Genomic DNA, 24,328 nt, shown 5'->3' on the forward strand with positions numbered 1-24,328 from the left:
CCACGGCGACGGACTTTACGGCCGATTCGGATCGGTGCGCCGAAATGCACTCAAGCACTCTCAGGGAAGCGCATCCCGCCATCCGCGGCCGACTTGTGTGCAGAATTACCCACACGCGCCGGCTAGGGTACGGCTCGGTCACGGGTTGTCGAGGAGCGCCGCGACATCCAGCGGATTCGGCCAGTGCATAGATTGCTCGGGAAGGGACTGCAAGCCGTCCGCGATGATCCACACTGTGCCCGTTGCATCGACCGTGACTGCCGGTCGGATTGCGAAGATCGGTGTGCTCTTCACCGGTTCGAGGGTGGCAGCATCCAGGAGCCTCAGCAGTCGATACCGTTGTGTCGGATCGCAGGCGACCGGCCGCTGCCCGATTGGAAAGGTGCCGCTCGGAGGATGAGCCACCGTACAGACATAGGCGCCAAACTGCCTGACGTGGAACGGTTCCCAACCGAGATCGTGCACATCACCCAGTGACAGGTCAGGAAGGATCGTTGACGCGGTACCGTGATTGAACAGGCGCAGTGGGGATCCAGCGAGGAAGAGACGCTGCCGACGCGGGCCTGGAATCGATGACAGGACGGGCCCTATGGTGACGTCACCGGCAGTGGTGACCCGCAGCAGCCGTCTGCTCGATTCTCGATCGGATACTCTCGCCTCGAGTAAAATCAGAAACGAATCACTCTCTACAGCAATGCTGTTGACGTACTCGTCCGGAGCTTTCACTGAAATCGGATCGGCCCCCGGTGTGTGCAACCACCACCCTCCGCCCGGGGAGCAGGCCAGGAAGATTTCCCCGACGACAGCACCGGCGTGTACCGGGAGGTCGCTGACGCGGAGAGGTTCGAATCCTGTTGTGCATCGGTAGGTTCCGTCTGTACCGGCTACCCAGCATCCGCCCGGGGTGGCCCATACGTGCCGTGAGACTCCGATCGGCCCGGGTAGGACATGCTCGGTGGCAACATGATTCGAGTCGATGATCACCACGAGTGGGAGTCCGATGTCGACGGTCCACAGTACATCTCCCGCCGCACTCACATCGCCCGGAACGAAGCGTGGCCGAACGGGGTGGGGTGGGACGTCGTCGAGGTCGAGTTCGATCCATGCCCCGCTTTCGTAGTCCACTTCATGCACGTCGTCGCGCATGAACACGTCGGTGTCGAAGAACCGTGGCGATTCGGTGACGTCGCGAAGTGATCGGTGTCCTGGCACAATCACCCACCCGTGATTGTCGGGTTCTCGCCGGTATCGCAAGCTGACCAGCTGGACCCGCGTCACGCGGCCACGCACTCGTGATGTGATTTGGTGACTCAGCGTTCCGTAGAAGCGACCGGTCAACTCCACGTGGCCGGATCGTGGACGAAATCCTCGCCACGACGCTTCCCACCCGTCACCGCGTAGCACCCCACTCCATTCCCAGCGGCGCGGTGAATCCTTCCCCGTGTACTGGAAGATCGGGGGATGCCCATCGGCTATGAGAACCGCACGAATCGTTACGGCGTCGATGTTCTCGGCCGGGAGTTCCGTGAAGTGAAGTGGGAAATCGAGCACCATGCCGATCTTCGGCGGCGGTATCTCCCCATCTTCGATGGCGAGTCCTTCGATCTGCACGGCGAGCGTGCGGTGGCGGCTCATGCGCCTTTCGGTGAAGTCATAGCGTCGACAGTACCCAAACCCTCTGCCGAAAACTTGCATGTACGGAAACCTTTGGCATCATTGCCCTGGTCGTGCGAACAGCCCCGCCGATCTGGATAGTGCTGTCCGGGTACAACGCGCTGTGTGCCTCCGATCCGGGCGTCGCCGCGCCCAACGTGGCACTGATGCGGTGCGCACCGGGTCCGGTCCGAGCGTCGTTATCACCAATGGCGTCAATACATCTCGATCAAGCGGGTATCCCGGCGGAACCCCGCCGCGAGGATCGACTGCCGACGTCGACGCGGACGTCGAGTCGGTGGAATCGGCAGATGAACACGCCGCCAGTAGCGCTACACATGCAACGAGAACTAGCGGAGCTCTACGCATGGGTGGTGTTCTTTTATCGACAAGCAAGTCCTCGCCGCCGAAAATCAGCCAGTTTCAGGTCCATTCGTCGTCATGAACCCGAGAGCGGAACCCGATACGCCGGGTCGACGTTTCGCTTGAGCATATGCACGAAATGCCAGTTTCATCAATGAATTTTGAATCTCGAAATTGCGCGGCTGGAAGGCTGCCCACGTAGCCGACGCCACCCAAGCTCGCTCGCGCACACGTGACCAGGTAATCAACGTCGCGGCACGACCTTTCGCAAAGAAATGCGTGGTTCGGGCACGGAATTTCTCACCCTCCGCGTCACCCTCCGCTTCACCCTCGGATTCAGCCGGGTAGTACGAGAAATTGGCGATCCGTAAGCTCTTGCTCGCGTCACTTGCAGGAGTGCCGAACTGATGGGAGTCGGGTATCTGGCGTGGTGCTGTCAAGTTGTCTGGGATGCAGCAGTTTTCGGGAATAGCAGGCAATCACCCGGAGCAGTCGGTCAAGCAGTGACGGTCAGTTCGGTAGCCCGATTCCATATCTGGAATCGGGCGGCTATTTCGGTGCGGTGGTCGGTGGCGGGCATACGGTGACGGGGCGAGCTGTTCCCAGGGTTGTATTTCGTCAGTCGGCTAGGAACTTAAGGACTTCAGGGACGAAGGTCTCGTGGTACTGGAAGACGCCGCCGTGCCCCGAATTGGGGTAGATCGTGATCGTGGAGTTGGGCAGGCGCCTGGCCAGGTCCTCGGAGTGCTCGCTGGCGACCATGAGGTCGTTGTCGCCGTTGGCGACGAAGACCGGCGCGGTGATCTTCGAGAGGTCGTCCGGTGCGTGGAGTCCGCCGGTGGTGATGGCTCGGAGCTGCGCGATTCGGGCCTGGTTCGAGATCGGCTTGTCGCGGTCGCTGGTTCGCTCGGCGAGGCGGTCGAAGTAGGCGTTGGCGGCCTTCTTGCCCTCAGCGGTGCGGGGGAAGAAGAGGAAGTGGCGGGCGTCCTTGCGAGCCAGTGCCGCCTTGGCGTAGGCGCCGCCGACAATGAACGGCATCTTCCAGATTCCACCGCCGCCGCGTGGTCCCGTGCCGGCAACGACCATGCGGCGTACGAGGTCGGGTGCCTGCAGGGCGATCATCTGAGCCACGGCTCCGCCCACGGAGAAGCCGAAGAGGTCGACTTTCTCGTGACCCAGCGCCCGGATGAAGGCGATAGCGTCGGCGCCCATCTGCTCGAGGTCGGCGGGCACCGTGGAGTTGGTGCCGCCGACGCCCCTGTTGTCGAAGGCGATGACGCGGTGTTCGGTGGCGATGCCGTCGATGACGCGGGGATCCCAGTCGTCGAGGACTGCGGTGAAATGGTGCAGGAAGACTACCGGTACTTCGGAGTCGGCGCCGAGTTCGCGGTAGACGTAACGTACTCCGTCCACGTTGATGTTGCTGGTCGGCACGTCTTTCCAGGTGGTCATGAGATCTTCTTCCGTGATGTGGTCGGGATGGGGGTCTGTATTTGGGATCCGCGCTGGTCAAGGCGAGCCAGGACGCCGAACATCGAAGAGCTCAGGACGACCTGCCCGTGGTGGGCCGGTGCCTGTCTTGGCGCCATTGCTGCGTTCAGTGTGAGAGGAACGCGACGACGGAGGGGGCGAACTTGTCGTGGAATTGGAATATGCCGCCGTGCCCGGAATCGGGGTAGATGATCAGTTCGCTTCCGGGGATTCGGCGGTGCAGGTCTTTGGAGAGGATTGAGGGCACCATCCGGTCGTGATCCCCGTTGGCGATCAAGGTGGGCGCGCTGATCGTCGACAGATTTGCCGGTGCGGAGCGTCCCCACCGTTTGATTGCTTTGAGTTGGGTCAGAAATGCCTTGACCGAGACGGGGGCATCTCGGTCGTCAGTCCGCTCTTCGAGTCGTTTGACGAATGCTGCAGCGGCGCGTTTTCCGGTGGTGTTGCGGTTGAAGAACAGGAATTCCTTCGGGTCGGACCGGGTCAGAGTAGCTCGCAGCATGTCGTAATAGGTTGTGCGGGCGACTTTGTCGATGTTCTGCCCGCCGGCGGGGCCGGTCCCGGTGAGGACGAGTCTGCGGACGAGTTCGGGGTGCTCGAGTACGAGGGCTTGGGCGATCATGTCCCCGAGGGAGAACGCGAAGATGTCGATCGTGCCTAATCCGAGGGCCTTGATGAAGGTGACGGCGTCGTCGGCCATGGCCTCGATACTGTCCGGAACTTTCCCGGTGGAGGCGCCGACGCCGCGGTTGTCAAAGGTGATGACGCGGCGCTCTTTTGCGATGGGATCGATGATTCGCGGATCCCAGTTGTCGAGGTTCGCGGCGAGGTGTACGAAGAAGACGACGGGGATTCCGCCCTTCGGTCCGAGTTCGCGGTACGCGTAGGTGACGTCGCCGGCGGTGACGGTGCGAGTCGGTGCCTTCGCGTAAGACGTGACGATAGAGTCGTTGTCGGTACTCATCGTGATGTCCCTGTTTCGGTTGTGGGTTCGTTGCGTCGGGTGTTACTGATGACAGCTTTGCCTCGGATGCCGCCCTTGCTCAGTGCCTGGAGCGCCTGCGGTGTCTGGTTGAACGGGAAGACCTGTCCGACGACAGGGCGGAGCGCGCCGTCGTCGACGAGCCCTGTGATGTGGCGGAGTTGGTCACCGCTGGCGTGCATGAAGAGAAACTCGTAGCTCACACCCAGCTTGCGGGCACGACGGCGGACTCCAAAGCTGAGACCTGTGATCGCCAGGCGCAGTAGCGGATTGAGGCCGTTCTCGCGGGCGAAAGCCGGGTCCGGGGGGCCGGAGATCCCGATCGCCTTGCCGCCGCGCCGCAGCACACGCAGCGACTTTTCGAGGTTCTCTCCACCGAGGCTATCGAGCACGAGATCGTAATCGCGGAGGACCTGCTCGAAGTCCTGACTGCGATAGTCGATGACTACGTCAGCGCCGAGGCCGCGGACGAAGTCCGCGTTGGCGGCGCTTGCGGTGGTCGCCACAGTAGCGCCGAGATGTTTGGCGACTTGGATCGCGATAGATCCGACACCACCGGCGCCGGCGTGGATGAGAACTTTCTGCCCCGGCTGGACGTTGCCGCGCTCGACCAGCGCCTGCCACGCGGTCAACGCGACCAGCGGCAAGGAAGCTGCTTCTTCGATGCTGATTGATGCCGGTTTGAGCGCAAGGTCTGCCTCCGCGACTGCGATGCGCTCCGCGAACGTCCCGATGCGATCCTTGTCGGGTCTGGCGTAGACCTCGTCGCCAGGCTTGAAGGACCGCACTTTCGCGCCGACCTCAATGACAACACCGGCGAGATCGTTGCCGAGGATCAGCGGAAGCGTATACGGGAGTATCTGTTTGAACTCGCCGGCACGAATCTTCTCGTCGAGTTGGTTCAACCCCGCTGCGTCTACTCGCACCAGCACGTCATGCTCACCGATTACCGGCTCCGGGACGTCGGATTCTTGCAGTGGCCCTTTGTATTTGGTGACGACGAACGCTTTCATGGCTTTGATCCTTCTGCTGTGGGGACAGGTAGCTGGCGAGGCGTCGCGGTCATCTTTGTTCCGCGACGCCTCCGCTGTCTGTTCAGGCGTCGGTGGCCTTGAGCTGGGGGTAGAGCGCTTCGATGGGTGCGCTGAGTCCCGACTTGACCTGAGCGGAGGCTTCGTCGGCTAGGACTTCGTACTCGCCGGCCTCGACCGCGTCGAACACAGCGCGCACAAGATCCGCGGGCTGTGTCTTGGGATCGGTGGAGTGCGCAGCCATGGGGGTGTCGACGTAGCCGACGTGTACCCCGACGACATGCACACCCGCAGGTGCGAGTTCGAGTCGCAGGGAATTGGTCGCCGACCACAAAGCTGCCTTGGTGGCGCTGTAAATGCCGGCGACGGCGTACCAGCTCAGTAGCGAGTGGATATCGATGATCACCGACTCGTCCTTGGCAGCAAGGAGACATGAATCAGCATAGGAACAGCGCGCCTGCAAGCGGGGCAAAAGCGCGGGCAAGGAAGAGGGGGCCGAGGAAGTTGGTCTCGACGTTGGTGCGGATCTCCTCATCGGTGTGGGAGAGGATGCCTGGGCTGGACGGCGAGGCGCCGGCGTTGTTGATCAGAACGGTCACGTCCGGTGCGGCGGCGACGGCGGCCCGGATGGACTCGGGATCGGTGACATCGAGGGCAAGGGGGACGATCCGATCGTCATCCCACGTACGAGGTGTGCGCGCGGTCGCATATACCTTCGTGGCACCGCGAGCGAGGGCTTCGTGGACGAAGTGAGTACCGATGCCGCCGTTCGCGCCGGTGACGAGAACGACGGACCCGTTGAGTGAAGGCATGTCAGGCTCTTTCTGTTGCGAGGATGGTGGTCAGACGCGCGCTAGTGTCGGGTAGTCGGTATACCCCGTTTCGCCACCGCCGTAGAGCGTGGTCGGGTCGAGGGCGTTCAACGGCGCGCCCCGGCGTAGGCGCTCGACGACATCGGGGTTTGCCAGCGCGAACTGCCCTAGCGGCGCGATATCGGCCAGGCCGGCGTCGATGTCGTCGGCGATCTGCTCACGCGTGCGTCCGTACCGCACCACGAGTACCGCGGTCGGCCACACATCGCGGAAAGAGCGAAGCAACTCGTCGTCACCGACATGGTGGACGTGAAGGTAGCCAAGGTTCAGTGCCGCGAGTTCCCTGACCAGGTGCGTGTACTGGGTTCGAACGCTTTCGACATCACCCTCGTCGATCCCGCCGAGCGGCATCGACGGCGACAGACGGATTCCCACCCGGTCTGCTCCGATCTCTTCCGCCACGGCCGCGGCGACCTCGATCACGAAGCGCGACCGGTTTTCCACCGATCCGCCGTACTGATCAGCGCGGTGGTTCGAGTTCGGCGAGAGGAATTGGTGCAGCAGGTAACCGTTAGCGCCGTGAATTTCCACGCCGTCGGCGCCGGCCGCGATTGCGGAGGCGGCGGCGTGGCGGAAATCGGCGATCGTGGTTTCGATGTCCGAGATACTCAGCTCTCGCGGCACCGGAGTTTTCTGCGGACCTGTTGCGGTGAACATGTCCTGATCGGCAGAGATGGCCGACGGCGCTACCGGCTGGCGGTGGTGTGTTGTGTTGTCGGGGTGCGACATCCGGCCGACATGCATCAGCTGGATGAACAGCGCCCCGCCTTCGGCATGGACCGCGTCAGCGACATTCGACCAGCCCTCGATATGTGCCGGGGTGTAAATCCCAGGCGTGTTCGGGTAACCCTGGCCGTCGTCGGAGGGCTGTGTGCCCTCGGTGATGACCAGTCCGAGCGAGGCGCGCTGGCCGTAGTAGGTCGCTACGAGCGGGCCCGGGGTGCCGTCCGGGTTTGCCCGGTTGCGGGTCATCGGCGCCAAGGCGAGTCTGTGCGGAAGTTCCACGCGCCCGAGGGTGAACGGCTGCCAGAGTGAAGGTGAGGTCATGAGCTGGGTGTTCCTTAGGTTGATCGGCCGGCCAGGTATGTCACCGGTGCGAAGCAGATGTGACTTCTCGTGGGACGATCGAGAGGAACACCTGAACCGCATCAATAGTGACTCTACTCAGAACTGAATGTACTCATAATTTATTCCGAAGGATATCCGTCATGTCATCCGTTCCCCAGCCAGCCGGACGGCGCGAGCGAAACAAGCAGCAGAAACTTGACCGAATTACTGCCGCTGCCAGTGAACTCTTCGCCGAGCACGGTGTCGACGACGTCACCACCCAACAGATCGCCGAGAAAGCCGACGTCGGGACGGGGACGGTGTTCCTGTACGCCAAGACGAAGGGTGAATTGCTCCTACTTGTGCAGAACGCGAACTACAGCGGCGCGCTCGAGCGGGGTCGTACGGATGCCGAAAACATCCCCGACGCACTCGAAGCGGTGATGGCGATCATCCGACCGATCGTGCGATGCAACCGCACCCAGATCGACAACGGGCGCACCTACCTGCGGGAGATGGTCTTCGGCAACCCCGACGAACCGCACCATGCGGAAGCGCTCAACATCGTCGGCCAGACCGAGGAAGCCATCGCAGGCGTCCTGCGCCGAGGCGGACGGGTCGGTGAAAACGACGCCGCGACGCTGGCGCACGTCGTCTCGGCGATCATGTTTCTTGCGATGGCGGCAACGATCAATATGGCTCGTGGTGTCGATGAGATCGAGGAGGACATCAGGGGGCAGGTGTCCGCTCTCCTGCCGCATTGATCACAACGCCGACCCTGCGGAGGCGCTCGGCCAACATTGTTTTGCTGTCGGTAACGACGCCGTCGGAGGTGTCCGTTGGTCCGGTCGCCCCTGTTGCCCAAGGGCGGTGGGACTTGTCAGGGATCGGCCATTCTGGTCAGGAATGCGTCGTATTGGGGCAGGATCAGACTGCGCCTTCTCGACATTCACTCGATTGGTGGTACTTCCAGCGCGACGAGGACCAATTGCGCGCGGGTCAGCTCGAGAAACGCCGAACTGCTCGGAGTCGGGCCGGCAACGTAGAGATCAGCCGCGTCTTTCAGTTCCTCCAGCGACAGCTCGACTTGCTGAATTGCGCTGAGCAAGTTTGTTATTCGCGCGACGTCGCGTTCCATTGCTTCCTCCTGGATGCGCAGTGGTTCTCGCCCGTCGACCTAGTGGGGGAGAGTGAACGAGTTCCCAGGGGGCGGCTACGTGCCGCCCCCACGAAACATCGTGTCAATCAAGAATTGTCACGGAACCAGCAAAGCTGTGGGCTGTGAAGTTCCTTCAGACGTCGCGTCGGGATGCGCGTCGAGTGCGCGGCCTTCGATGTCGAGGTCGGGGATGATCTTGTCGAGCCAGCGCGGGAGCCACCAGGCGCTCTTGCCCAGCAGTGCAAGCATTGTGGGCATCAAGATCATACGAACGATGAAAGCGTCCGCGAGGACTCCGACGACAAGGCCGAATGCGATCGACGCCGCGACTGCCATGGTGCTGGTGGCAAAACCGGCGAACACGAACACCATGATCGCTGCTGCCGCCACGAGAACCGGTCCGGATGTCTTGAAGCCGGATATCACCGCGTCCTTGGGCGACATTCCGCGACTGTGCATTTCCTGGATGCGGGAGACGAGGAACACCTGGTAGTCCATGGCCAGACCGAACAGCACCCCCACGAGGATGATCGGCAGGACGCTGAGCATCGGATCACCTTGCGGTGCAGGGATAATCGCATCCAACCAGCCCCACTGGAACACTGCGACGCTGCCTCCGAAGGCGGCGCCGACCGAGAGCAAGTATCCGAGTGTGGCGATCAACGGTACGAGTAGGGATCGGAACATGATCGTCAGGAGTACGAAGGACAGTAGAACGATCACCACGACGTATTTGATCAACGCTTGGTGCAGTGCGGCGTCCATGTCGATGCCGATTGCGGTCTCACCGGTCACTTCGAGGTGAACGCCGGGCGCCATGTCGGCCCGGTCTCGGATGTCGTTGACCAGGTTCTCGGTGCTTTCGTCGATGGGTCCTGCGGTGGGGACGAGACGGAACATCGCGGCGGTCCCGTCTGCGCTGATCACGCCCGGGTCGACGCTCTGCACGCCGTCGAGTTCGGCGAGTTGCTCTTGCACCGCAGCGGCATTCGTTGCGTTGTCGCCTTCGGCGATCACCATCAGCGGACTTTGGATGCCGCCGAATTCTTCGACGATCAGATCGTAGGCGTGACGTTGCGTAGACGAAGGATCAAGGCCACCGGGAACGTTCTGCGCGGTTTTCATCCCGAGCATCGGAATGGCCACGATCAGTAGGACACCGATGCCGGCGACGATCGAGAACACCGGACGCCGCACCAGGAATCCGACCCATGCTGCGAAAAATGCGTTACTACGGCGCTTTTCGTCAGCAGCAGTTGACGCGACGGCAGGCACAGCTGCGACAAGGTGGCGTTCCTTGCGCGGCAACGCACGCAGGCCGAGGGTGCGCATCAGTACCGGCAACAGGGTCAGCGACATCAGTACTGCGACAAGAACTCCGAACGCTCCGCCCATGCCCATGTCGGTGATGAAGCTGATCCCGACCACGCGCAAACCGGCCAATGCGATGATGACTGTCAGGCCGGCGAACACGACTGCTGTTCCGGCCGTGCCGACTGCCCGGCCGACAGCCTTCTCGATGCTGTGACCATCGCGTAGTTCGGCGCGGAATCTGGTGAGGATGAACAGGCTGTAGTCGATACCTACTGCCAAGCCGAGCATGGTGCCCAAGGTGATGGTGGTCGGTTCGATCGGGCTGATGGTGCCGTAGGCCAGGACCCCGAGGGTGCCGACGGCGACGCCGCTGAGTGCAACGAGCATGTTCGCACCTGCGGCGAGAAGTGAGCCGAAAGTGAGAAACAGAACGACGAATGCCACAAGGACGCCGGCAATTTCGCCGATACCGCCTACCGAGGTCGCGGGTTCGAAGAGTTGCCCACCGACCTCGGCCACCAGGGTGTTAGGAGCGCTGTCGGCGACTGCCAAGATAGCGTCATACGCGGCGTGCTGCTGGTCTTCGTCCATCGCAGCGAAAGTGACAGTCGAGACGGCGGTCGTCGTGTCCGCTGAAACGAATGGGTTCGACGGGTCGAACGGGTCGCTGACTGTGACGACATCCGCGACAGTCGACGCCGAGTCGAGCAGACCGTCGATCTGATTGCGCACATCGGTATGCGTCACGCTCGCGCCGCCGGTCGTCTGCATCACCAACTGCACAGTGCCCGGCGCTCTTTCGGGCTGGCCGGTCGACGGGAACTTCTGGTTCATCACCGCCATGGCCTGTGAAGCCCGGGTATCCGGAATCGACGCCGACGCGCTCTCCTCCGACGACCCACCCGAGACCAATACGCCCGCCAGCGCAAAAAGCGCGAGTAGCCACGCGAGGACGACAAGAAGTCGGTGGCGGGCGCTGAATCGCCCTATCCACGCTAGTACGAGGGGCATGATTCTCCTGACAAGAAAGTGAAAACAGTTCGCACACAACAACTCATGCGAAGAGGACTGTTTCAGTTTCCCTGGGAAACGGCCCAACGTCGTCGTCCATCGAGACCGAAAAAACTACTGCAAATGAAGTACACCGCCGGGGCAGGCAGCCCAAACACGCGATCAGGCGACCAACCCAGCCTGATAGGCAAATGCGATCAACTGGGCACGATCCCGGGCGCCCACCTTGATCATCGCGCGGCCCGCATGAGTCTTCACGGTGAACGGAGACAGGAACATGTCGGACGCAATCTCGGTATTGCTCTTGCCTGCAGCTGCGGCGATTACCACCTCGCGCTCACGAGGAGTCAGCGCAGAGAACCGAGCAGCCAGCGTCGCGTCCACGGTACGCACGGGTTGTTCGGAGACTCGGCTGATTACCGACGCTGCAGCCGAACCCGACAGTGCGCCACCACCACTGGCTACTGCCTCGATACCCGCGGCCAGTTCGGTGGGACTGACAGCTTTGCTCAGGAACCCGTTGGCGCCGGCTTGCAGTGCTGTCAGCACTGTCGCATCGTGATCGAAGGTTGTCAGAACGACAATTTTGACCGTCTCTGCCGGTGCGAACTCGCGGATGCGTCGAATCGTTTCCACGCCATCGATGCCAGGCATACGAATATCCATCAAGATGACGTCGATCTGGTCGGTCCTCGCCACTTCGACTGCCTGGTACCCGTCGGCGACATCCGTCACGACCTCGATACGGTCGTTTCCGGCGAGGATGGCACGCAGCCCTTGGCGAATCATTTCCTGGTCGTCGACAATCATTACCCGTATCACCGGATCGACCTCCCTTGGGTGGGTATGGTCGCTTTCACTGTGAACATCGTTTCGTCGCCTCCGATATCGAGCACACCACCGGCAGATGTCGCACGCTCACGCATCCCCACCAAACCGTAGCCTTCTCCCAGTCGATTTCTCGATCCGGCACTGCCTCGCCGGTTGGTTACCTCGATGACGATGAAACCGCCTGCAGATCTGATCGTCAGGTCGGCGTCACTGTCTCCATGCCGATGTGCGTTGGTCAGGGCTTCCTGCACGATCCGATAGGTTGCCGCGTCGACAGTTGGATCCAACTTATCTGCAACTGTGTCGATTTCGGCACTGACGTTCAAACCGATCCGGCGATAGGAATCGATCAGTCCGGAAATCTGATCGACGCCCGGAACGGGTTGGGTCTGATCCTCGATGGCGCTCGAATCGCCGCGCAATATATTCAGAATACTTTGAGTCTCGTTCAGAACCGCTGCAACGCCGACGCGGGCCGCGTCGAGGGCTTGCCGAGATCGCTGCGACCCCGGAGGCAGATTCACCTCCGCCACACCAAGATTCATACTCACTACGGCAACTTCATGTCCGACCATGTCGTGGAGATCGCGCGCGATCCGCAAACGTTCTTCTGCGACACGCCGATTCGTTTCACTCTCACGCGTGGCAATCGCATCCAGTGCCCGTTCCTCGAGTGCCTTCCAGTAGCGCTCTCGGTTGCGGAGAGCGTTTCCTGCGGCGGCTGCTGCTATCGCGGAAGCGAATCCCGCAACAGCGGCCGAGTCGAGAAGTCCGGCGGAATCGGCGTACACGGAAGCTGCGTAGGCCACGAAGCCTGCGGCCAGGCCGGTGCCCAGCCCGGAGGTCCCACGCAGAGTCAGCGAAAAGACAGTGAAGACCGCAACAGTCCATGGCACCAAAGGATCCCAGAAGATTGCATCGATCACGGACCCTGCCAATACAACAGTCAGACCAGCCCACGCATAGCGTCGCGATATGGCGACGCCGAGAGCAGTGACTGCGATGGCAACGTACCCACCGAGTGGTGCAGATTCGGCCACCATCCGAAATGCCTCGGTGCATACGGCGAGTATCGAGACCACCAGAGCTATCCGGTCCAGCGCCTCGACCTGCCGGAACCATGGGCGCCGGATGAGGTTTTCGAATTCGAGCAAGGACATAGTCGCCATTCTCCTCCCCGCCCAGTGGGAGGCGTCGCGGAACGCGGCATCGTCGCTCGTCTGTGCTGGGGATTCGCAACGATCCGCCGCCGTGTGTCAGCGGTTGGTACGTCCTAGGTCCACGGGCAGTTGGATGCCGGTGACGTGGCGGGCTTCGTTTGATGCGATCCACGCAACAGCTGCCGCGATGTCTTCGGACTGGCTCACCTGGTCGGGGAGACTTCCCATGAACAGCAATCCGAGATCGGGGCGCGTCTCCATCTCTTGGTGCAGTTCAGGGACGGTGAGACCGGTAGCGACGCCGTGGGGATGGACGGTGTTGACGCGAATTCGGTACTTCGCCAGCTCGTTCGCCATCGTCTTCGCGAGGCCTGTCACCCCGTGCTTGGCCGCCGCGTAGTCCGCGAGAAACGGAAGGCCCTTCAGCCCGGCGACAGAGCTGGTGAAGACGATCGCGCCGCCGGCCGCCTGTTCGATCATGATCGGCACTGTCGCTTTGGCGGTGTAGAAGGCGCCGTGCAAGTTGTTGTCGATGGTGGCGTGCCAGTGATCTAGGTCGATTTCCCAGGACAAGGATGCGGTGGTCATGCCTGCGTTGGCAACAACAACGTCGAGCCTGCCCAGTTCGCCGACTCCGTGTTCGACTGCGGCTGTGAGGGCATCGAAGTCGGTGACGTCGGTAATGCTTGTGACGATGCGCCGGCCGTGTTGTTCGACCAGCCGCGCTGTTTCCTCGAGGTCTTCTGGTGTGGCACCGGCATATTCGGTGGTAGGTAAGTCTGCACAGATATCGAGGGCGATGATGTCTGCGCCTTCAGCGGCGAAGCGGACTGCTTCGGCGCGGCCTTGGCCGCGGGCTGCGCCGGTAATGAAGACGACTTTGCCTTCGTAGCGGCGGGCGTTGGGTGCGTCGGGGATCGGTGCTTCGGGAATCTCGGCGGTCATGGGGCACTCCTCGGGCTCGTATGGTGCGGTCGCTATTTCGATGATGCCGCGGTTATCCGAGGTGCGAATCGTCCAGATGGATCAACTTCGACTACTGCATTTGGAGTAGACGTGAACCGTTGCGGCGCTCCCAGCGAAGTCGGCGACCGAGTTGCCGTACCTCCCTCTTTCGCAACGCTTGCGAGAATGGTGTGCTGGATGAGTCACCTCCCGGTTTTTGGACCGGAGCGGATCATCCAAGTGTTCAAGGAAGGCGCCATGACCACGATCCATCTTCACCAGACGACCACCGCGACGCCCGAGCAGGTCCTTGCCGGTCTGACCGACTTCGGCCCGGGGCGCGAGGAAATATTCGGCCGCAGCGCAGACAACTACCTCAAAGTGCACCACGAAGGCCCCCACGATGCCGATGTCACGGAGGGTTCGGGCGGTATCTGGGAACGACTGCACTACGACTGGACTGACCCGCATCGCGTCGTGATGACGACCACCGATTCCAACTTGTGGGGTGGCGCGTCCGGCCACACCTACACTTTGACGCAGCAACCCACAGGTATCACCGATGTCGATGCAGTTGTGGTCCGCGACGGGAAGAACCTCAAGGGAAAGCTCCTGGCATCAGTACTCGGACTCTTCGGCTCTCAAGTGTTGGGTAAGTCGTTCAAGAAGTCCGTCGAGGCTATCGAAGCTCGGGGCGGCGGCGCGAACGGAGACGGTAAGTAGACGCTAGCAGTGTGATCCCAAGGATCGCATGAAGATTCGCAAGATCCACGATTACTGCGAAGGTAGTGTTGGCGGCGCAGAACTCAAATCTGCTTCGGGCCACTACACGGATCGGCGATCATTGACGGTATGGAGAACTCGAGCGCCGGCCGACGCGAAATCGTCCGAGAGTCGTATTCGGCCAGATCCCAGGAGTACACCGATCTCTTCGGATCGATGGATTCGACGCACCCATCCGATCGGGCTTTGGTGACCAGTTGGGCCACCAGCCTGACAGGTTCCGTGCTCGACGCTGGGTGCGGGCCTGGGCAGTGGACAGACTTCTTGGCCCAGTGCGGACTGGCTGTGCGCGGGATTGATCTAGTTCCTCAGTTCGTTGCACGCGCGCGTGCGCAGTACCCAGATCTTTCCTTCGATATCGGGGGCTTCGAGGCATTGGACGCCGAGGCAGATTCTCTGGGAGGAGTGCTGTCCTGGTACTCACTCATCCACCACAATCCGCAAGATATCGAGGCACCGCTCGCCGAGTTCGCGCGCGTGATTCGGCCGGGTGGTGGATTGCTGGTTGGCTACTTCGAAGGCGCAACTCTGGAGCCTTTCGATCACGCCGCGACTACTGGCTATCGATGGCCGGTGGCCGAACTCAGCCAGGTTCTGGCAACAGCGGGCTTCGAAGTGATCGAGACCCATACCCGAACGGGAAGCGGTTACCGACCCCACGGCGCAATTACTGCCAGGCGTCGGAGCGGCGAGAACACGTAGACGCGCGAAGGGTGAAGTGCGGGTCCCCGTGATGCCGCGAACAGCATCAGAAGACTGCGCGATCCAGCGGACGCGGAAGCGGATCGAGTGCGCCGGTCTCGCGCAGGCGCTCGTACGCCCGAACGACCCGATCGACGGCCCCGATCCGTAGCAACACGCCGCCGCCCGGTAACGCAGCAACGCCTGCTGCCAGGTCATCCGGGATCGCGTCAACGCGAGCGGGCGAGAGGTAGCCGACTCGGCCGATCACGGGATCACCGACGCGATAGTCGGACTCGTCTTCGAGAGCGTCGAGGATGTTGTCGTCGGTGACGTCTCCGAAATCCGGTTCCCACACCGCGGCGAGCATCCGAAGTAGGTCTGTCTCAGGAACTTCGGCGGTGTCCGGCGCGCTGACGGCAAGAATCATCGACTGAAGGACGATTTCAGGTTCGCCGCCCGCCAACCCGGAGAGTTCGAGCCCCCATTCGGGCCCTCCACTGGATGCGAGCCTCAATCCGATTCCCAGACGATCCGACCAGTCTTCGGCGGCCTGCGCGTTCTCGAGGACCTGTGCCAACTGGTCGACGGTCACGGCAGTAGCAGGTCCAGAGGAATGGATCTGTTGCCACGACCCGCCGACCACCTCGGGCAACAGGAATTCGACGTGCTCCAACGTCCGACGCCACCGGGAGGCCACGGCCTGCACCGATTCCGGCCGTCGTCCCCAGAAAACTCGAATAGCGCGTCGTGTCATCGATGCCTCCGGAAGGGGTCGTCCATGGGTAGCCATATCCCGTCTTCGTGGATTCCGAGATCAGTGACGCCGCGGGTGAGAGCATCGACGGCCGCGAGAACTGCAGGGCGCGTTTCGTTCTCGCGGCAGAGGAGTGACCACGTCCAGATTGCCGCGGGGTCGATCACCGGACGTGCAGTGAGATCGCTTGGCAGCGTGATGGTCTGCCCTTTGGGCGAGTTGACGACCGGACGGCCGATAGCGCGGACGTGATCGAAAAATGCGGGGCCGGTGATCCCACCGTCGTTGATGCGCAGGATCTGTGCGCCGGTATCGCGGGCGAATTCTTCGGCGTAGACGTTCCACGAATGCCAGGAGGTGGTGTCGTCGTCGACGAGTACGACGACGTCGCGTGCCCGCACCGGTGTGGTGTCCTCTCCGGTGGAGACCGCGTAGAGCCGATCCGCACCGAGCAGTTTCGCGCTCAGAGCATGTTGGGCGACATCGGTTTTCCGCACCCAGGCGATCGCCAGGTCGAGGCTGCCGTCCGCTACCCGCGCGGCCTGCGCGTGGGAAGGCACCACCCAGGCGTCGACGTGCAGTTGCGCGACCCCCGAGGTACGCGCAATCAGATCGGTGGGAAGCCAATTGACGTAGCCGATCCGGACGGGCTCCGCTCCGGACAGACGCTCCGCGCGGCGTCGCAGATTCTCGGCACTCTCGAGTAGTGCACGGACATCGGGGAGCAAGGCCGCGCCGGCTGGCGTCAGAGCGACGGAACGGCGGTCGCGGACGAACAGCTTGACGCCGAGGTCGCGTTCGAGTGCCATGATCTGCTGCGACAATGACGGCCCGGCTATCAGTAGCCGCGCCGCGGCTCGGCCGAAGTGCAGTTCCTCGGCGACGACCTCGAAATATCTCAGCTGACGCAGCTCCACGATCCTTGATGCTACGTGCGGTGGGAGGTTGTGCCTATCAGTCAGGAGCAAAGCGGTCGTGGCGGTCCGGCGCGGCCGGGGCACACGATAAGACCATGACCACAGTCCACAACGGCGTCTCCCCGCGAGCGCACGCTGTCCAAGCTGCCGCCGCGCTGGCGGCGAGCATGGGAATCGGTCGATTCGTCTACACACCGATTCTGCTGTTGATGCACACGCAGGCCGGTCTGTCCGCCTCGCTCGGCGCCACCCTGGCGACGGCCAACTACGTCGGGTACCTCATCGGCGCGCTCGCGGGAATCCTCATTCCAGGCGTGGTGCGCTCGGCAGCGGTGATGCGTACGTCGTTGGTGGTCCTCATCGTGACTTTGGCGCTCATGCCCACTACCCACGACGGATCCATCTGGTTCGCCCTGCGGCTCGTCGCAGGCATTGCCAGTGCCCTCGTATTCATGATCGCCGTCAGCGCTTTGCACGCGCACCTTCGGGGGCAGTCCCAATTCCTGGCCGGATGGGGATTCGGCGGAGTTGGGTTGGGTATCGCCCTGTCCGGGGTCCTCGTGTTCGTCGTCCGCTTCATCGGTACCTGGAGTACAGCCTGGCTGGCATCTGCGGCCCTGGCAGTGGTGTGTGCGGCCATAGCCTGGGGGCTGACACCGGAACCGCGTCCGACCATCACACCGGACGCGCAGGGAACTCCCAGTTCCCAACGCGGGTTCACCGCCTTGTTCATCAGTTATTTCCTGGAAGGCATCGGCTACATCATCGCGGGCACGTTCCTAGTTGCTGCAATCGATCTCGCCGCTCCAGAATGGGTGGGCAGCGGCGCCTGGATAGTGGTCGGTCTGGCCGCATTTCCCTCCTGCGCCCTGTGGGCCTGGCTCAGCCTGCGTTGGTCGCGGCCGACCCTCCTACTCGCTGCCCTGTTGATTCAGGCGGTCGGCATAGCGCTGCCTGCTCTGATCGGCGGCGTCGGCCCCGCGCTGATCTCCGCTTTTCTGTTCGGCGTGACCTTCCTCGGTATCGGGTCGATCGTGTTGGCCATCGGCGCGCACCTGCAGTTCCCACGCGCCGTGGCGTTGCTGACCTCTGGATACAGCGTCGGTCAGATTCTCGGCCCACTCGTTGTCGCTCCGCTGCTGCGAGACGGGTATCGCGACGCACTGTTACTCGGTGCTGTCATCGTCCTGGTCGCGGCATTGGCCGCGGCAGCATTGCGGTTCCGATTCCCCCATGATGTCGACGCGGCTCCCCGGACAGTGGCCCCGAATGGGGAGGCAGTTTTTGATGTCAGATGATGAGACCGTCGGAGCACTATCCGTCGTAGGAGTGGAGATATTCGAATGAGTGCACTCACAACCGATCTCGATCTCGAGATTCCCGTCATCGCGGCGCCCATGGCAGGCGGTGCGTCAACACCGGCTCTCGTCGCGGCTGCTTCTCGGGCAGGCGGTCTCGGCTTCCTCGCCGCAGGGTACAAGACGCCGCAGGCCCTGTCCGACCAGATCGACACCGTGCGTGCCGAAGGAGTGTCGTTCGGTGTCAACGTCTTTGCGCCCAACCCGGTACCTGTCGACGCCGACGCTTTCCGTACCTATGCCAAAGCGATCCAGGTCGAAGCGGATCGCTATGGCGTCACACTCGCCGACAGTGAGCCGGTCGAAGACGACGACTATTTCGCGGACAAGATCGATCTGCTCCTGGCCAACCCGGTTCCGTTGGTCAGCTTCACCTTCGGCATTCCCAACCCTGGTGTCATCACGGCGTTGCGCGCTGCCGGTTCACTTGTCGTGCTGACCGTGACTTCGGAGGCAGAGGCCCTTCTTGCCGTCGACGCCGGTGCTGATCTGCTTGTCGTGCAATCTTCGGCAGCCGGTGGTCACTCCGGAACGCTCACTCCTCTGCAGGTTCCGGCGGAAAGACCGATCGCCGAACTGATTGCTCAGATCCGCCATCGCACCTCTGTTCCGCTGTTGGCGGCAGGTGGGCTGGCGACCTCCGTCGACGTCGCTGCGGCATTGCACGCCGGAGCCGCGGCGGCAGTAGTCGGTACGGTCCTGCTACGTACCGAGGAGAGCGGTGCATCGGCTCCCCACAAGGCAGCTCTGGCCGACGCATCGCGCGGGAACACCGTAGTCACACGAGCTTTCACGGGACGACCAGCACGAGCACTTCGGAACGAGTTCATCGATCGCTACGACGCGCAAGCGCCCATCGGGTATCCGGCCATCCATCACCTGACTAATCCCATGCGCAAAGCCGCTGTTGCGCAGGCAGATCCCGAGCGCATGCACCTGTGGGCCGGCACTGGCTATCGCCACGCGACGGAGGAACCAGCCGGGGTAGTGCTTACGCGATTGGTCAACCTGTGACGGCGCGGACGCCGGACATCACATTGCCCGAGGTAGTGACATACGACGGGTTGCCCAGTGGTGCACACTCGCTTCGAGTCAAGCGTCCTGATGATGCATTTCAGCGGCTGCAGACATTCCTGGAAGCCTGCACCGAACCAGTATCGTTGCCGTCGTGGACGTTCGAGATCTATAAAGGCGGACCGCCAGTGCCGACCGAGCAGTTGTCGGCGATCGCAACCGAACTCTGCGGTGGACCTCGCCACCGTTCGCAAACCCACACGCAATGGAATGTCCCACCTGGTTCCGTCAACGAAGCGCTCGATGCCCTCGTTGATTCCGATGCAGTCACAACCCACGGACGTTCGCTGGCGGCACTGACCTACAGTGCGCCCGTACGCCTGATCGACCCGAACACCCGCGTGCCGTATCCCGACATCACCCCAGACGCGTTCGGCCGATATGCCGTGGATGGATACGGCCGAATTCTGGGCGAGTCAGGCATGCGCGCAACCCTCGGCAACGCCGCATCCTCACTGTCTCTGTGGCTCAACCTGCCTGCAGACCAGCGGTTGTCGCCCGGTGCTCGTCATCTGCAAGACCATCTCCCGTTCCGACTGTCCGCGAAACACTGGCGACTGTGGCGACCGACGCGGAGCGGGGACTCGTACCGATCCAACAAGATTCCTTCGCCCATCCAGCTACACAATTCGTGACTCTCGCACTTCCGTGTTGGCATGTTCGACGCGAACCCGGTGATCGCCCGGAACCGGCAACGATTGGTCGCTGCGAAAACGAACCTCGACGGCCGATGCCTGGGACACCCCTGATCTCGCGGCAAGGGGCTTTCCGCCAGAGGATCGGCGAGGTATTGCTGTCCGACCGGCGCGAAGAGAAAGCGCTCGTACATTTCTTCGCCCACAGGTCCATATTTCATCATTGCTTGCCTTGGCCCCGTGGAGGAGTGTGAGAGAGGGGGATTGACCCGTCGGTGCCGTCGGGGTGCCGACCGAGAAGAAGGGTGTCGATCGTGTATGCACGCTCTACAACCATTGATGCGCAGCCGTCGTTCATCGACGTCGGGATCAAGCACATGCGCGATACCGTGATGCCCGCGCTCGCCGGCATCGACGGCTGCGCCGGACTGTCCCTGCTGGTCGACCACAGCTCCGGTCGGTGCATCGCCACCAGTTCCTGGACGGACGAGGATTCCCTTCGCGCGAGCGAAGGACCGGTCCTGCAGCTCCGCGCCGGCATGGCCGAGGTCTTCCATGGCGCCACTACCGTCGCGCGGTGGGACATTGCCGTCCTGCATCGTGACCACCGCTCACACCGTGGTGCTTGCGTGCGGGTCACGTGGCTCGAGGTCGAGCCGGGCCATCTCGAGCGCGCCGTCGACGTGTACAAGATGGGCTCCCTGCCCCTGATGCAAGAGCTCGAGGGGTTCTGCAGTGCCAGCTTGCTGGTCGATCCTGCTGCCGGTCGCGCCGTGTCGTCGGTGACCTTCGACAGCGCCGCGGCCATGAATGGCAACAGGGAGGAGTCCGAGACCATCAGAACTTCGGGACTCCGTGAGTCCGGTGCGCGGCTTCTCGAGGTAGGTGAGTTCGAGTTGGCGATCGCTCATCTGCACGTACCCGAGATGGCCTGACAACGATTGTCGATGAGGCGTTAGGTTGCGTGCGAGTAGTGCCGGGCTCCGCTCAGCGCGTGTGTGTGTCGAGGTCGGGATCGGCCGCGACGCCGTACTCGGCGGCGAAACGCTACAAAGCCGACCTCGCGCACAGCGTTCCGATTTCCGCGATAACGCGATCGGTGCTGCGAACCACCCACACGGCCTTGCCGCCTCGCAGCGACGGCATCAACAGTCTTTGTTCCTCAATAGGCCACTGCACAAATCCGCCGGCCAGCTCATCCTGGACTTCTCCGGTGATCAGCACTGTCAGCTCGAGCACCGACTGTTCGATGTGCGGCCCGCCGAATCCGAAGCCCCTCAGCGGGCTGGTTCCTGCGCTCTTGTGCTTTGGCCGCGGTCCAGCGTCGAGCGCGAGGTGGCAGTAACCGTCATCGAGCAACGAGATAGTCCACAGGCAGTTCTCGATGTACGTATCTGGGCCGTGCCATCGGCATTGCAGATCCCTGCCGACTGCCTGGCACGCCTCGACGACGTTGGTGGGAGCGCCTTCTGGCATATCCGACCCCATGATCGGAAAGCTCCAAACTCCTACGTAGTCGATGTCGGGCATGTGCATGCCTTCACTGTGGCATGTTGTCAGAACGCTTCTTCCTCCAGTTCCATGATCTCGTTGTCGAGGGAACCCAGAATTTCTTTGGTCGACGCCAGGATGGGCAGGATGTTCTTCGCGAAGTACGACGCGATGACAACCTTGCCCCGGTAGAACGACTGGTCCTTTGCCGACGCGTCGCGGTCCAAGGCTGCCAACGCGACTTCCGCTTGCACCAACAGTCGCCATCCGATGAGCAGGTCACCTACCGCGTACAGAAAGCGCACCGAGCCGAGGCCTATCTTGTACAACTCGGAAGGCTGATCTTGGGAAGCCATCAGATAGCCAGTGAGCGTCCCGGCCATCTCCTGTACGTCGGTCAGCGCGGTCTCGAGCAGTACCCTCTCGGCCTTGAGACGACCATTGCCGGCGTCGCGGTCGATGAACTTTCGTATCTCACCGGCCACGTGCGCGAGCGCAACGCCACGGTCGCGGGCGATCTTACGAAAGAAGAAGTCCTGCGCCTGGATTGCCGTCGTGCCCTCGTAGAGGGTGTCGATCTTGGCGTCGCGGATGTACTGCTCGATCGGGTAGTCCTGCAGATACCCGGAGCCGCCCAGGGTCTGCAGGCTCTCAGTGAGCAGTTCATAGGCCTTTTCCGAGCCGACACCCTTGACGATCGGTAGTAGTAGGTCGTTGACCCGCGCCGCCAATTCGGCGTCCGCACCCGAAACCAATTCGGCGACATCGGCATTCTGATGCGCAGCGGTGTACAGATAGACCGCTCTGAGTCCCTCGGCGTAGGCCTTCTGCATCGCCAGGCTGCGTCGCACATCGGGGTGGTGGGTGATGGTCACGCGAGGTGCGGTTTTGTTTGTCAGTTCGGTGAGGTCCGCCCCTTGAACGCGTTCCTTGGCGTAGGCGAGGGCGTTGAGGTAGCCGGTGGACAGTGTCCCAACAGCTTTGGTGCCCACCATCATTCGAGCATTTTCGATCACCTGGAACATTTGGGCGATGCCATTGTGTACGTCGCCGACAAGCCAGCCCACCGCAGGAACGTCAGTAGCCCCGAATGTGAGCTCGCACGTCGGGGATGACTTGAGGCCCATCTTGTGCTCGACACCGGTGACGTATACGCCGTTGCGCTCTCCCAGTTCGAGTGTCTCCGAATCGAAGTGGAACTTCGGGACGTAGAACAGGCTCAGCCCCTTCGTTCCAGGGCCGGCTCCCTCGGGACGAGCGAGCACCAGGTGGAAGAGGTTCTCGGCAGTGTCACCGACGTCGCCACCGGAGATGAACCGCTTGACGCCCTCGATGCGCCACGTGCCGTCGTCCTGCGCGATTGCTTTTGTCCGGCCCGCGCCGACATCGGATCCGGCATCAGGTTCGGTCAGCACCATGGTGGCGGCCCAGCCTCGTTCGAATCCTTCTTTCGCCCAATGCTTTTGCTGTTCGGTACCGACGCTGTAGAGCACGCTCGCCATCAGTGGACCCATGTTGAAGAAGCTCGCCGATCCGTTTGCCGCGACCAACATTTCGCCGATTGCCCAGACCAACGGCGCGGGGGCGGGCACACCACCAATGCCCTCCGGGAGTCCGAGCCTCGACCAACCCGCCTCGTTCACAGCCTCGACGGTCTTGCGGAGCGGTTCCGGGACCACGACCGCGTGGTTCGGTGCATCGAACTCGACGGGATTCCGGTCCGCGTCGGCAAAAGAAGCGGCGACAGGGCCTTCGGCGAGCCGTGCGACCTCGGTGAGGATGCTCCGCACAGTGTCGGTATCGAGGTCGCCGTAGGCGCCGCCGTCCAGAAGCTCACCGATCCCGAGTATTTCGAACAGATTGAACTCGATGTCGCGAACATTGCTCTTGTAGTGACTCATGATTCTCCGACCTCGGCTCGTCATCAGTACACAAGAAAGCCTGCCCCACAAAGATTTCAGTACGCAACCGTAGGTTGAACATGTGACAAAGCGAGGGTCGCCCGAAGTGGCGTTGCTGCAAAATAGCGCGTCGTGGCTAGTTTGAATTCGGTGCAATCGCAAGATTTTGCTTGATGTACCGAGTGGTGTCGTCTGCGAGGATCTCGAGCAGGTCTTTCTCGATGCCGTCCAAGGCTTGTGCGGCGACATCGGCGGGGTCGATCTTCTGCTCGGCGGGTACACCTGCCGCCATGTCGGTGTCCATGTATGCGACGTGCAGTGCCGAGACGGTGATTCCGCGCGGCGCCAGTTCCTCTCGCGCAGCGTCCGTCATTGCCCACGCCGCCGCCTTGGCTGCGGCATAGGATCCGAGCGCGGCGGGGTGAAGCCAGGACAGTACGGAAAGAACGTTGAGTACTGTTCCCCCGCTGTTGTTTTCGATGACGGGCGCGAAGGCTCGCGTCACGGCGAGCGGACCGTAGAAGTTCACGTCCATCTCGCGGCGCACTTCGTCCATATCGCCGCCGATCAGCGGAGCGGAGGTGGAGATTCCGGCGTTGTTCACGAGCAGGGTTGCATCCGACGCGGTGCGGGCTGCCGCCCTGATCGACTCCTCGTCGGTCAGGTCCAACTGCAACGGGATGACGCCGGGCAGATCGACCGTTTCCGGATTTCGGGCAGCTGCGTAGACCTTCGCTCCCCGCTCGACGAGCCCCGCGGCCAGGTGCCGTCCGAGTCCCCGATTAGCGCCGGTGACGACGGCAACTGCATTGTTCAGATCCATGATGTCTCCCAGGGGTGAGGTGTGGACGGTAATTTAGATTACGTATGTA

General features: G+C 62.3%; 22 protein-coding genes and 1 pseudogene. 7 read left to right on the forward strand and 16 right to left on the reverse strand.

Going from position 1 to position 24,328, the window contains the following annotated elements:
- Window positions 1-138: 138 nt before the first annotated feature.
- The 6 genes and pseudogenes from V2B23_RS04620 to V2B23_RS04645 all read right to left on the reverse strand — a co-directional run bounded on the left by V2B23_RS04620 (window position 139) and on the right by V2B23_RS04645 (window position 7,439).
- A complete protein-coding gene (locus V2B23_RS04620) occupies window positions 139-1,635 on the reverse strand; it encodes a hypothetical protein (protein ID WP_430949266.1) in 1,497 nt (498 codons plus the stop codon).
- A 999-nt stretch (window positions 1,636-2,634) separates the two neighbouring features.
- The gene (locus V2B23_RS04625; RefSeq protein WP_430949267.1) at window positions 2,635-3,468 is read right to left on the reverse strand and encodes an alpha/beta fold hydrolase; all 834 of its coding nucleotides are present in this window, start codon (window positions 3,466-3,468) and stop codon (window positions 2,635-2,637) included.
- Window positions 3,469-3,613: 145 nt separating this feature from the next.
- Window positions 3,614-4,471, reverse strand: a complete 858-nt coding sequence (locus tag V2B23_RS04630) for an alpha/beta fold hydrolase (RefSeq protein ID WP_430949268.1) — start codon at window positions 4,469-4,471, stop codon at window positions 3,614-3,616.
- The gene (locus V2B23_RS04635; protein ID WP_430949269.1) at window positions 4,468-5,502 is read right to left on the reverse strand and encodes an NADP-dependent oxidoreductase; all 1,035 of its coding nucleotides are present in this window, start codon (window positions 5,500-5,502) and stop codon (window positions 4,468-4,470) included. Before V2B23_RS04635 ends, V2B23_RS04630 begins: the two co-directional genes overlap by 4 nt.
- 82 nt (window positions 5,503-5,584) lie before the next feature.
- Window positions 5,585-6,332: pseudogene (locus tag V2B23_RS04640) on the reverse strand (SDR family oxidoreductase).
- Window positions 6,333-6,362: 30 nt separating this feature from the next.
- Window positions 6,363-7,439: an alkene reductase gene (locus tag V2B23_RS04645; protein ID WP_430949270.1), complete on the reverse strand. Its 1,077-nt coding sequence runs from the start codon at window positions 7,437-7,439 to the stop codon at window positions 6,363-6,365.
- 161 nt (window positions 7,440-7,600) lie between these two features.
- Here V2B23_RS04645 and V2B23_RS04650 point away from each other — a divergent pair, with 161 nt between their 5' ends.
- On the forward strand, window positions 7,601-8,203 hold the full coding sequence (locus tag V2B23_RS04650) for a TetR/AcrR family transcriptional regulator (protein ID WP_430949271.1): 603 nt from the start codon (window positions 7,601-7,603) through the stop codon (window positions 8,201-8,203).
- A gap of 185 nt (window positions 8,204-8,388) precedes the next feature.
- Here V2B23_RS04650 and V2B23_RS04655 read toward each other — a convergent pair whose 3' ends face one another.
- From V2B23_RS04655 to V2B23_RS04675, 5 genes are all read right to left on the reverse strand, one after another.
- The gene (locus V2B23_RS04655; RefSeq protein WP_430949272.1) at window positions 8,389-8,577 is read right to left on the reverse strand and encodes a hypothetical protein; all 189 of its coding nucleotides are present in this window, start codon (window positions 8,575-8,577) and stop codon (window positions 8,389-8,391) included.
- Window positions 8,578-8,694: 117 nt separating this feature from the next.
- A complete protein-coding gene (locus V2B23_RS04660; RefSeq protein ID WP_430949273.1) occupies window positions 8,695-10,923 on the reverse strand; it encodes an MMPL family transporter in 2,229 nt (742 codons plus the stop codon).
- A gap of 162 nt (window positions 10,924-11,085) precedes the next feature.
- The gene (locus V2B23_RS04665; RefSeq protein ID WP_430949274.1) at window positions 11,086-11,733 is read right to left on the reverse strand and encodes a response regulator transcription factor; all 648 of its coding nucleotides are present in this window, start codon (window positions 11,731-11,733) and stop codon (window positions 11,086-11,088) included.
- An 8-nt stretch (window positions 11,734-11,741) separates the two neighbouring features.
- Entirely contained in the window at window positions 11,742-12,914 is a 1,173-nt protein-coding gene (locus V2B23_RS04670; protein WP_430949275.1) for a sensor histidine kinase, read from the reverse strand.
- 96 nt (window positions 12,915-13,010) lie between these two features.
- Entirely contained in the window at window positions 13,011-13,859 is an 849-nt protein-coding gene (locus tag V2B23_RS04675) for a mycofactocin-coupled SDR family oxidoreductase (protein WP_430949276.1), read from the reverse strand.
- A 258-nt stretch (window positions 13,860-14,117) separates the two neighbouring features.
- Here V2B23_RS04675 and V2B23_RS04680 point away from each other — a divergent pair, with 258 nt between their 5' ends.
- Together V2B23_RS04680 and V2B23_RS04685 are read left to right on the forward strand one after the other, a co-directional pair.
- Window positions 14,118-14,582, forward strand: a complete 465-nt coding sequence (locus tag V2B23_RS04680; RefSeq protein WP_033233906.1) for a hypothetical protein — start codon at window positions 14,118-14,120, stop codon at window positions 14,580-14,582.
- Window positions 14,583-14,711: 129 nt separating this feature from the next.
- Window positions 14,712-15,344 carry a class I SAM-dependent methyltransferase gene (locus tag V2B23_RS04685; protein ID WP_430949277.1) on the forward strand — a complete coding sequence of 211 codons (633 nt, stop codon included), beginning with the start codon at window positions 14,712-14,714 and terminating at the stop codon, window positions 15,342-15,344.
- A 46-nt stretch (window positions 15,345-15,390) separates the two neighbouring features.
- Here V2B23_RS04685 and V2B23_RS04690 read toward each other — a convergent pair whose 3' ends face one another.
- Both V2B23_RS04690 and V2B23_RS04695 read right to left on the reverse strand, forming a co-directional pair.
- Window positions 15,391-16,080 (reverse strand): hypothetical protein, encoded by a 690-nt coding sequence (locus V2B23_RS04690; protein WP_430949278.1) that lies wholly within the window; start codon window positions 16,078-16,080, stop codon window positions 15,391-15,393.
- On the reverse strand, window positions 16,077-16,997 hold the full coding sequence (locus V2B23_RS04695; protein ID WP_430949279.1) for a LysR family transcriptional regulator: 921 nt from the start codon (window positions 16,995-16,997) through the stop codon (window positions 16,077-16,079). The genes V2B23_RS04690 and V2B23_RS04695 overlap by 4 nt, the downstream gene beginning before the upstream one ends.
- 95 nt (window positions 16,998-17,092) lie before the next feature.
- Here V2B23_RS04695 and V2B23_RS04700 point away from each other — a divergent pair, with 95 nt between their 5' ends.
- The 4 genes from V2B23_RS04700 to V2B23_RS04715 all read left to right on the forward strand — a co-directional run bounded on the left by V2B23_RS04700 (window position 17,093) and on the right by V2B23_RS04715 (window position 20,999).
- Entirely contained in the window at window positions 17,093-18,295 is a 1,203-nt protein-coding gene (locus V2B23_RS04700) for a YbfB/YjiJ family MFS transporter (protein ID WP_430949280.1), read from the forward strand.
- 45 nt (window positions 18,296-18,340) lie between these two features.
- Window positions 18,341-19,369, forward strand: a complete 1,029-nt coding sequence (locus V2B23_RS04705; RefSeq protein ID WP_430949281.1) for an NAD(P)H-dependent flavin oxidoreductase — start codon at window positions 18,341-18,343, stop codon at window positions 19,367-19,369.
- On the forward strand, window positions 19,366-20,064 hold the full coding sequence (locus tag V2B23_RS04710) for a hypothetical protein (RefSeq protein ID WP_430949282.1): 699 nt from the start codon (window positions 19,366-19,368) through the stop codon (window positions 20,062-20,064). The genes V2B23_RS04705 and V2B23_RS04710 overlap by 4 nt, the downstream gene beginning before the upstream one ends.
- 305 nt (window positions 20,065-20,369) lie before the next feature.
- A complete protein-coding gene (locus V2B23_RS04715) occupies window positions 20,370-20,999 on the forward strand; it encodes a hypothetical protein (RefSeq protein WP_430949283.1) in 630 nt (209 codons plus the stop codon).
- 112 nt (window positions 21,000-21,111) lie between these two features.
- Here V2B23_RS04715 and V2B23_RS04720 read toward each other — a convergent pair whose 3' ends face one another.
- The 3 genes from V2B23_RS04720 to V2B23_RS04730 all read right to left on the reverse strand — a co-directional run bounded on the left by V2B23_RS04720 (window position 21,112) and on the right by V2B23_RS04730 (window position 24,279).
- Window positions 21,112-21,600 (reverse strand): hypothetical protein, encoded by a 489-nt coding sequence (locus V2B23_RS04720; RefSeq protein WP_430949284.1) that lies wholly within the window; start codon window positions 21,598-21,600, stop codon window positions 21,112-21,114.
- 20 nt (window positions 21,601-21,620) lie between these two features.
- Window positions 21,621-23,456, reverse strand: a complete 1,836-nt coding sequence (locus V2B23_RS04725) for an acyl-CoA dehydrogenase (protein ID WP_430949285.1) — start codon at window positions 23,454-23,456, stop codon at window positions 21,621-21,623.
- A gap of 136 nt (window positions 23,457-23,592) precedes the next feature.
- Entirely contained in the window at window positions 23,593-24,279 is a 687-nt protein-coding gene (locus V2B23_RS04730) for an SDR family oxidoreductase (RefSeq protein ID WP_430949286.1), read from the reverse strand.
- Window positions 24,280-24,328 lie beyond the last annotated feature (49 nt).

Origin of the sequence: Rhodococcus sp. 24CO, from assembly GCF_050586165.1 — a bacterium.
Lineage (GTDB): Bacteria > Actinomycetota > Actinomycetes > Mycobacteriales > Mycobacteriaceae > Rhodococcus_F.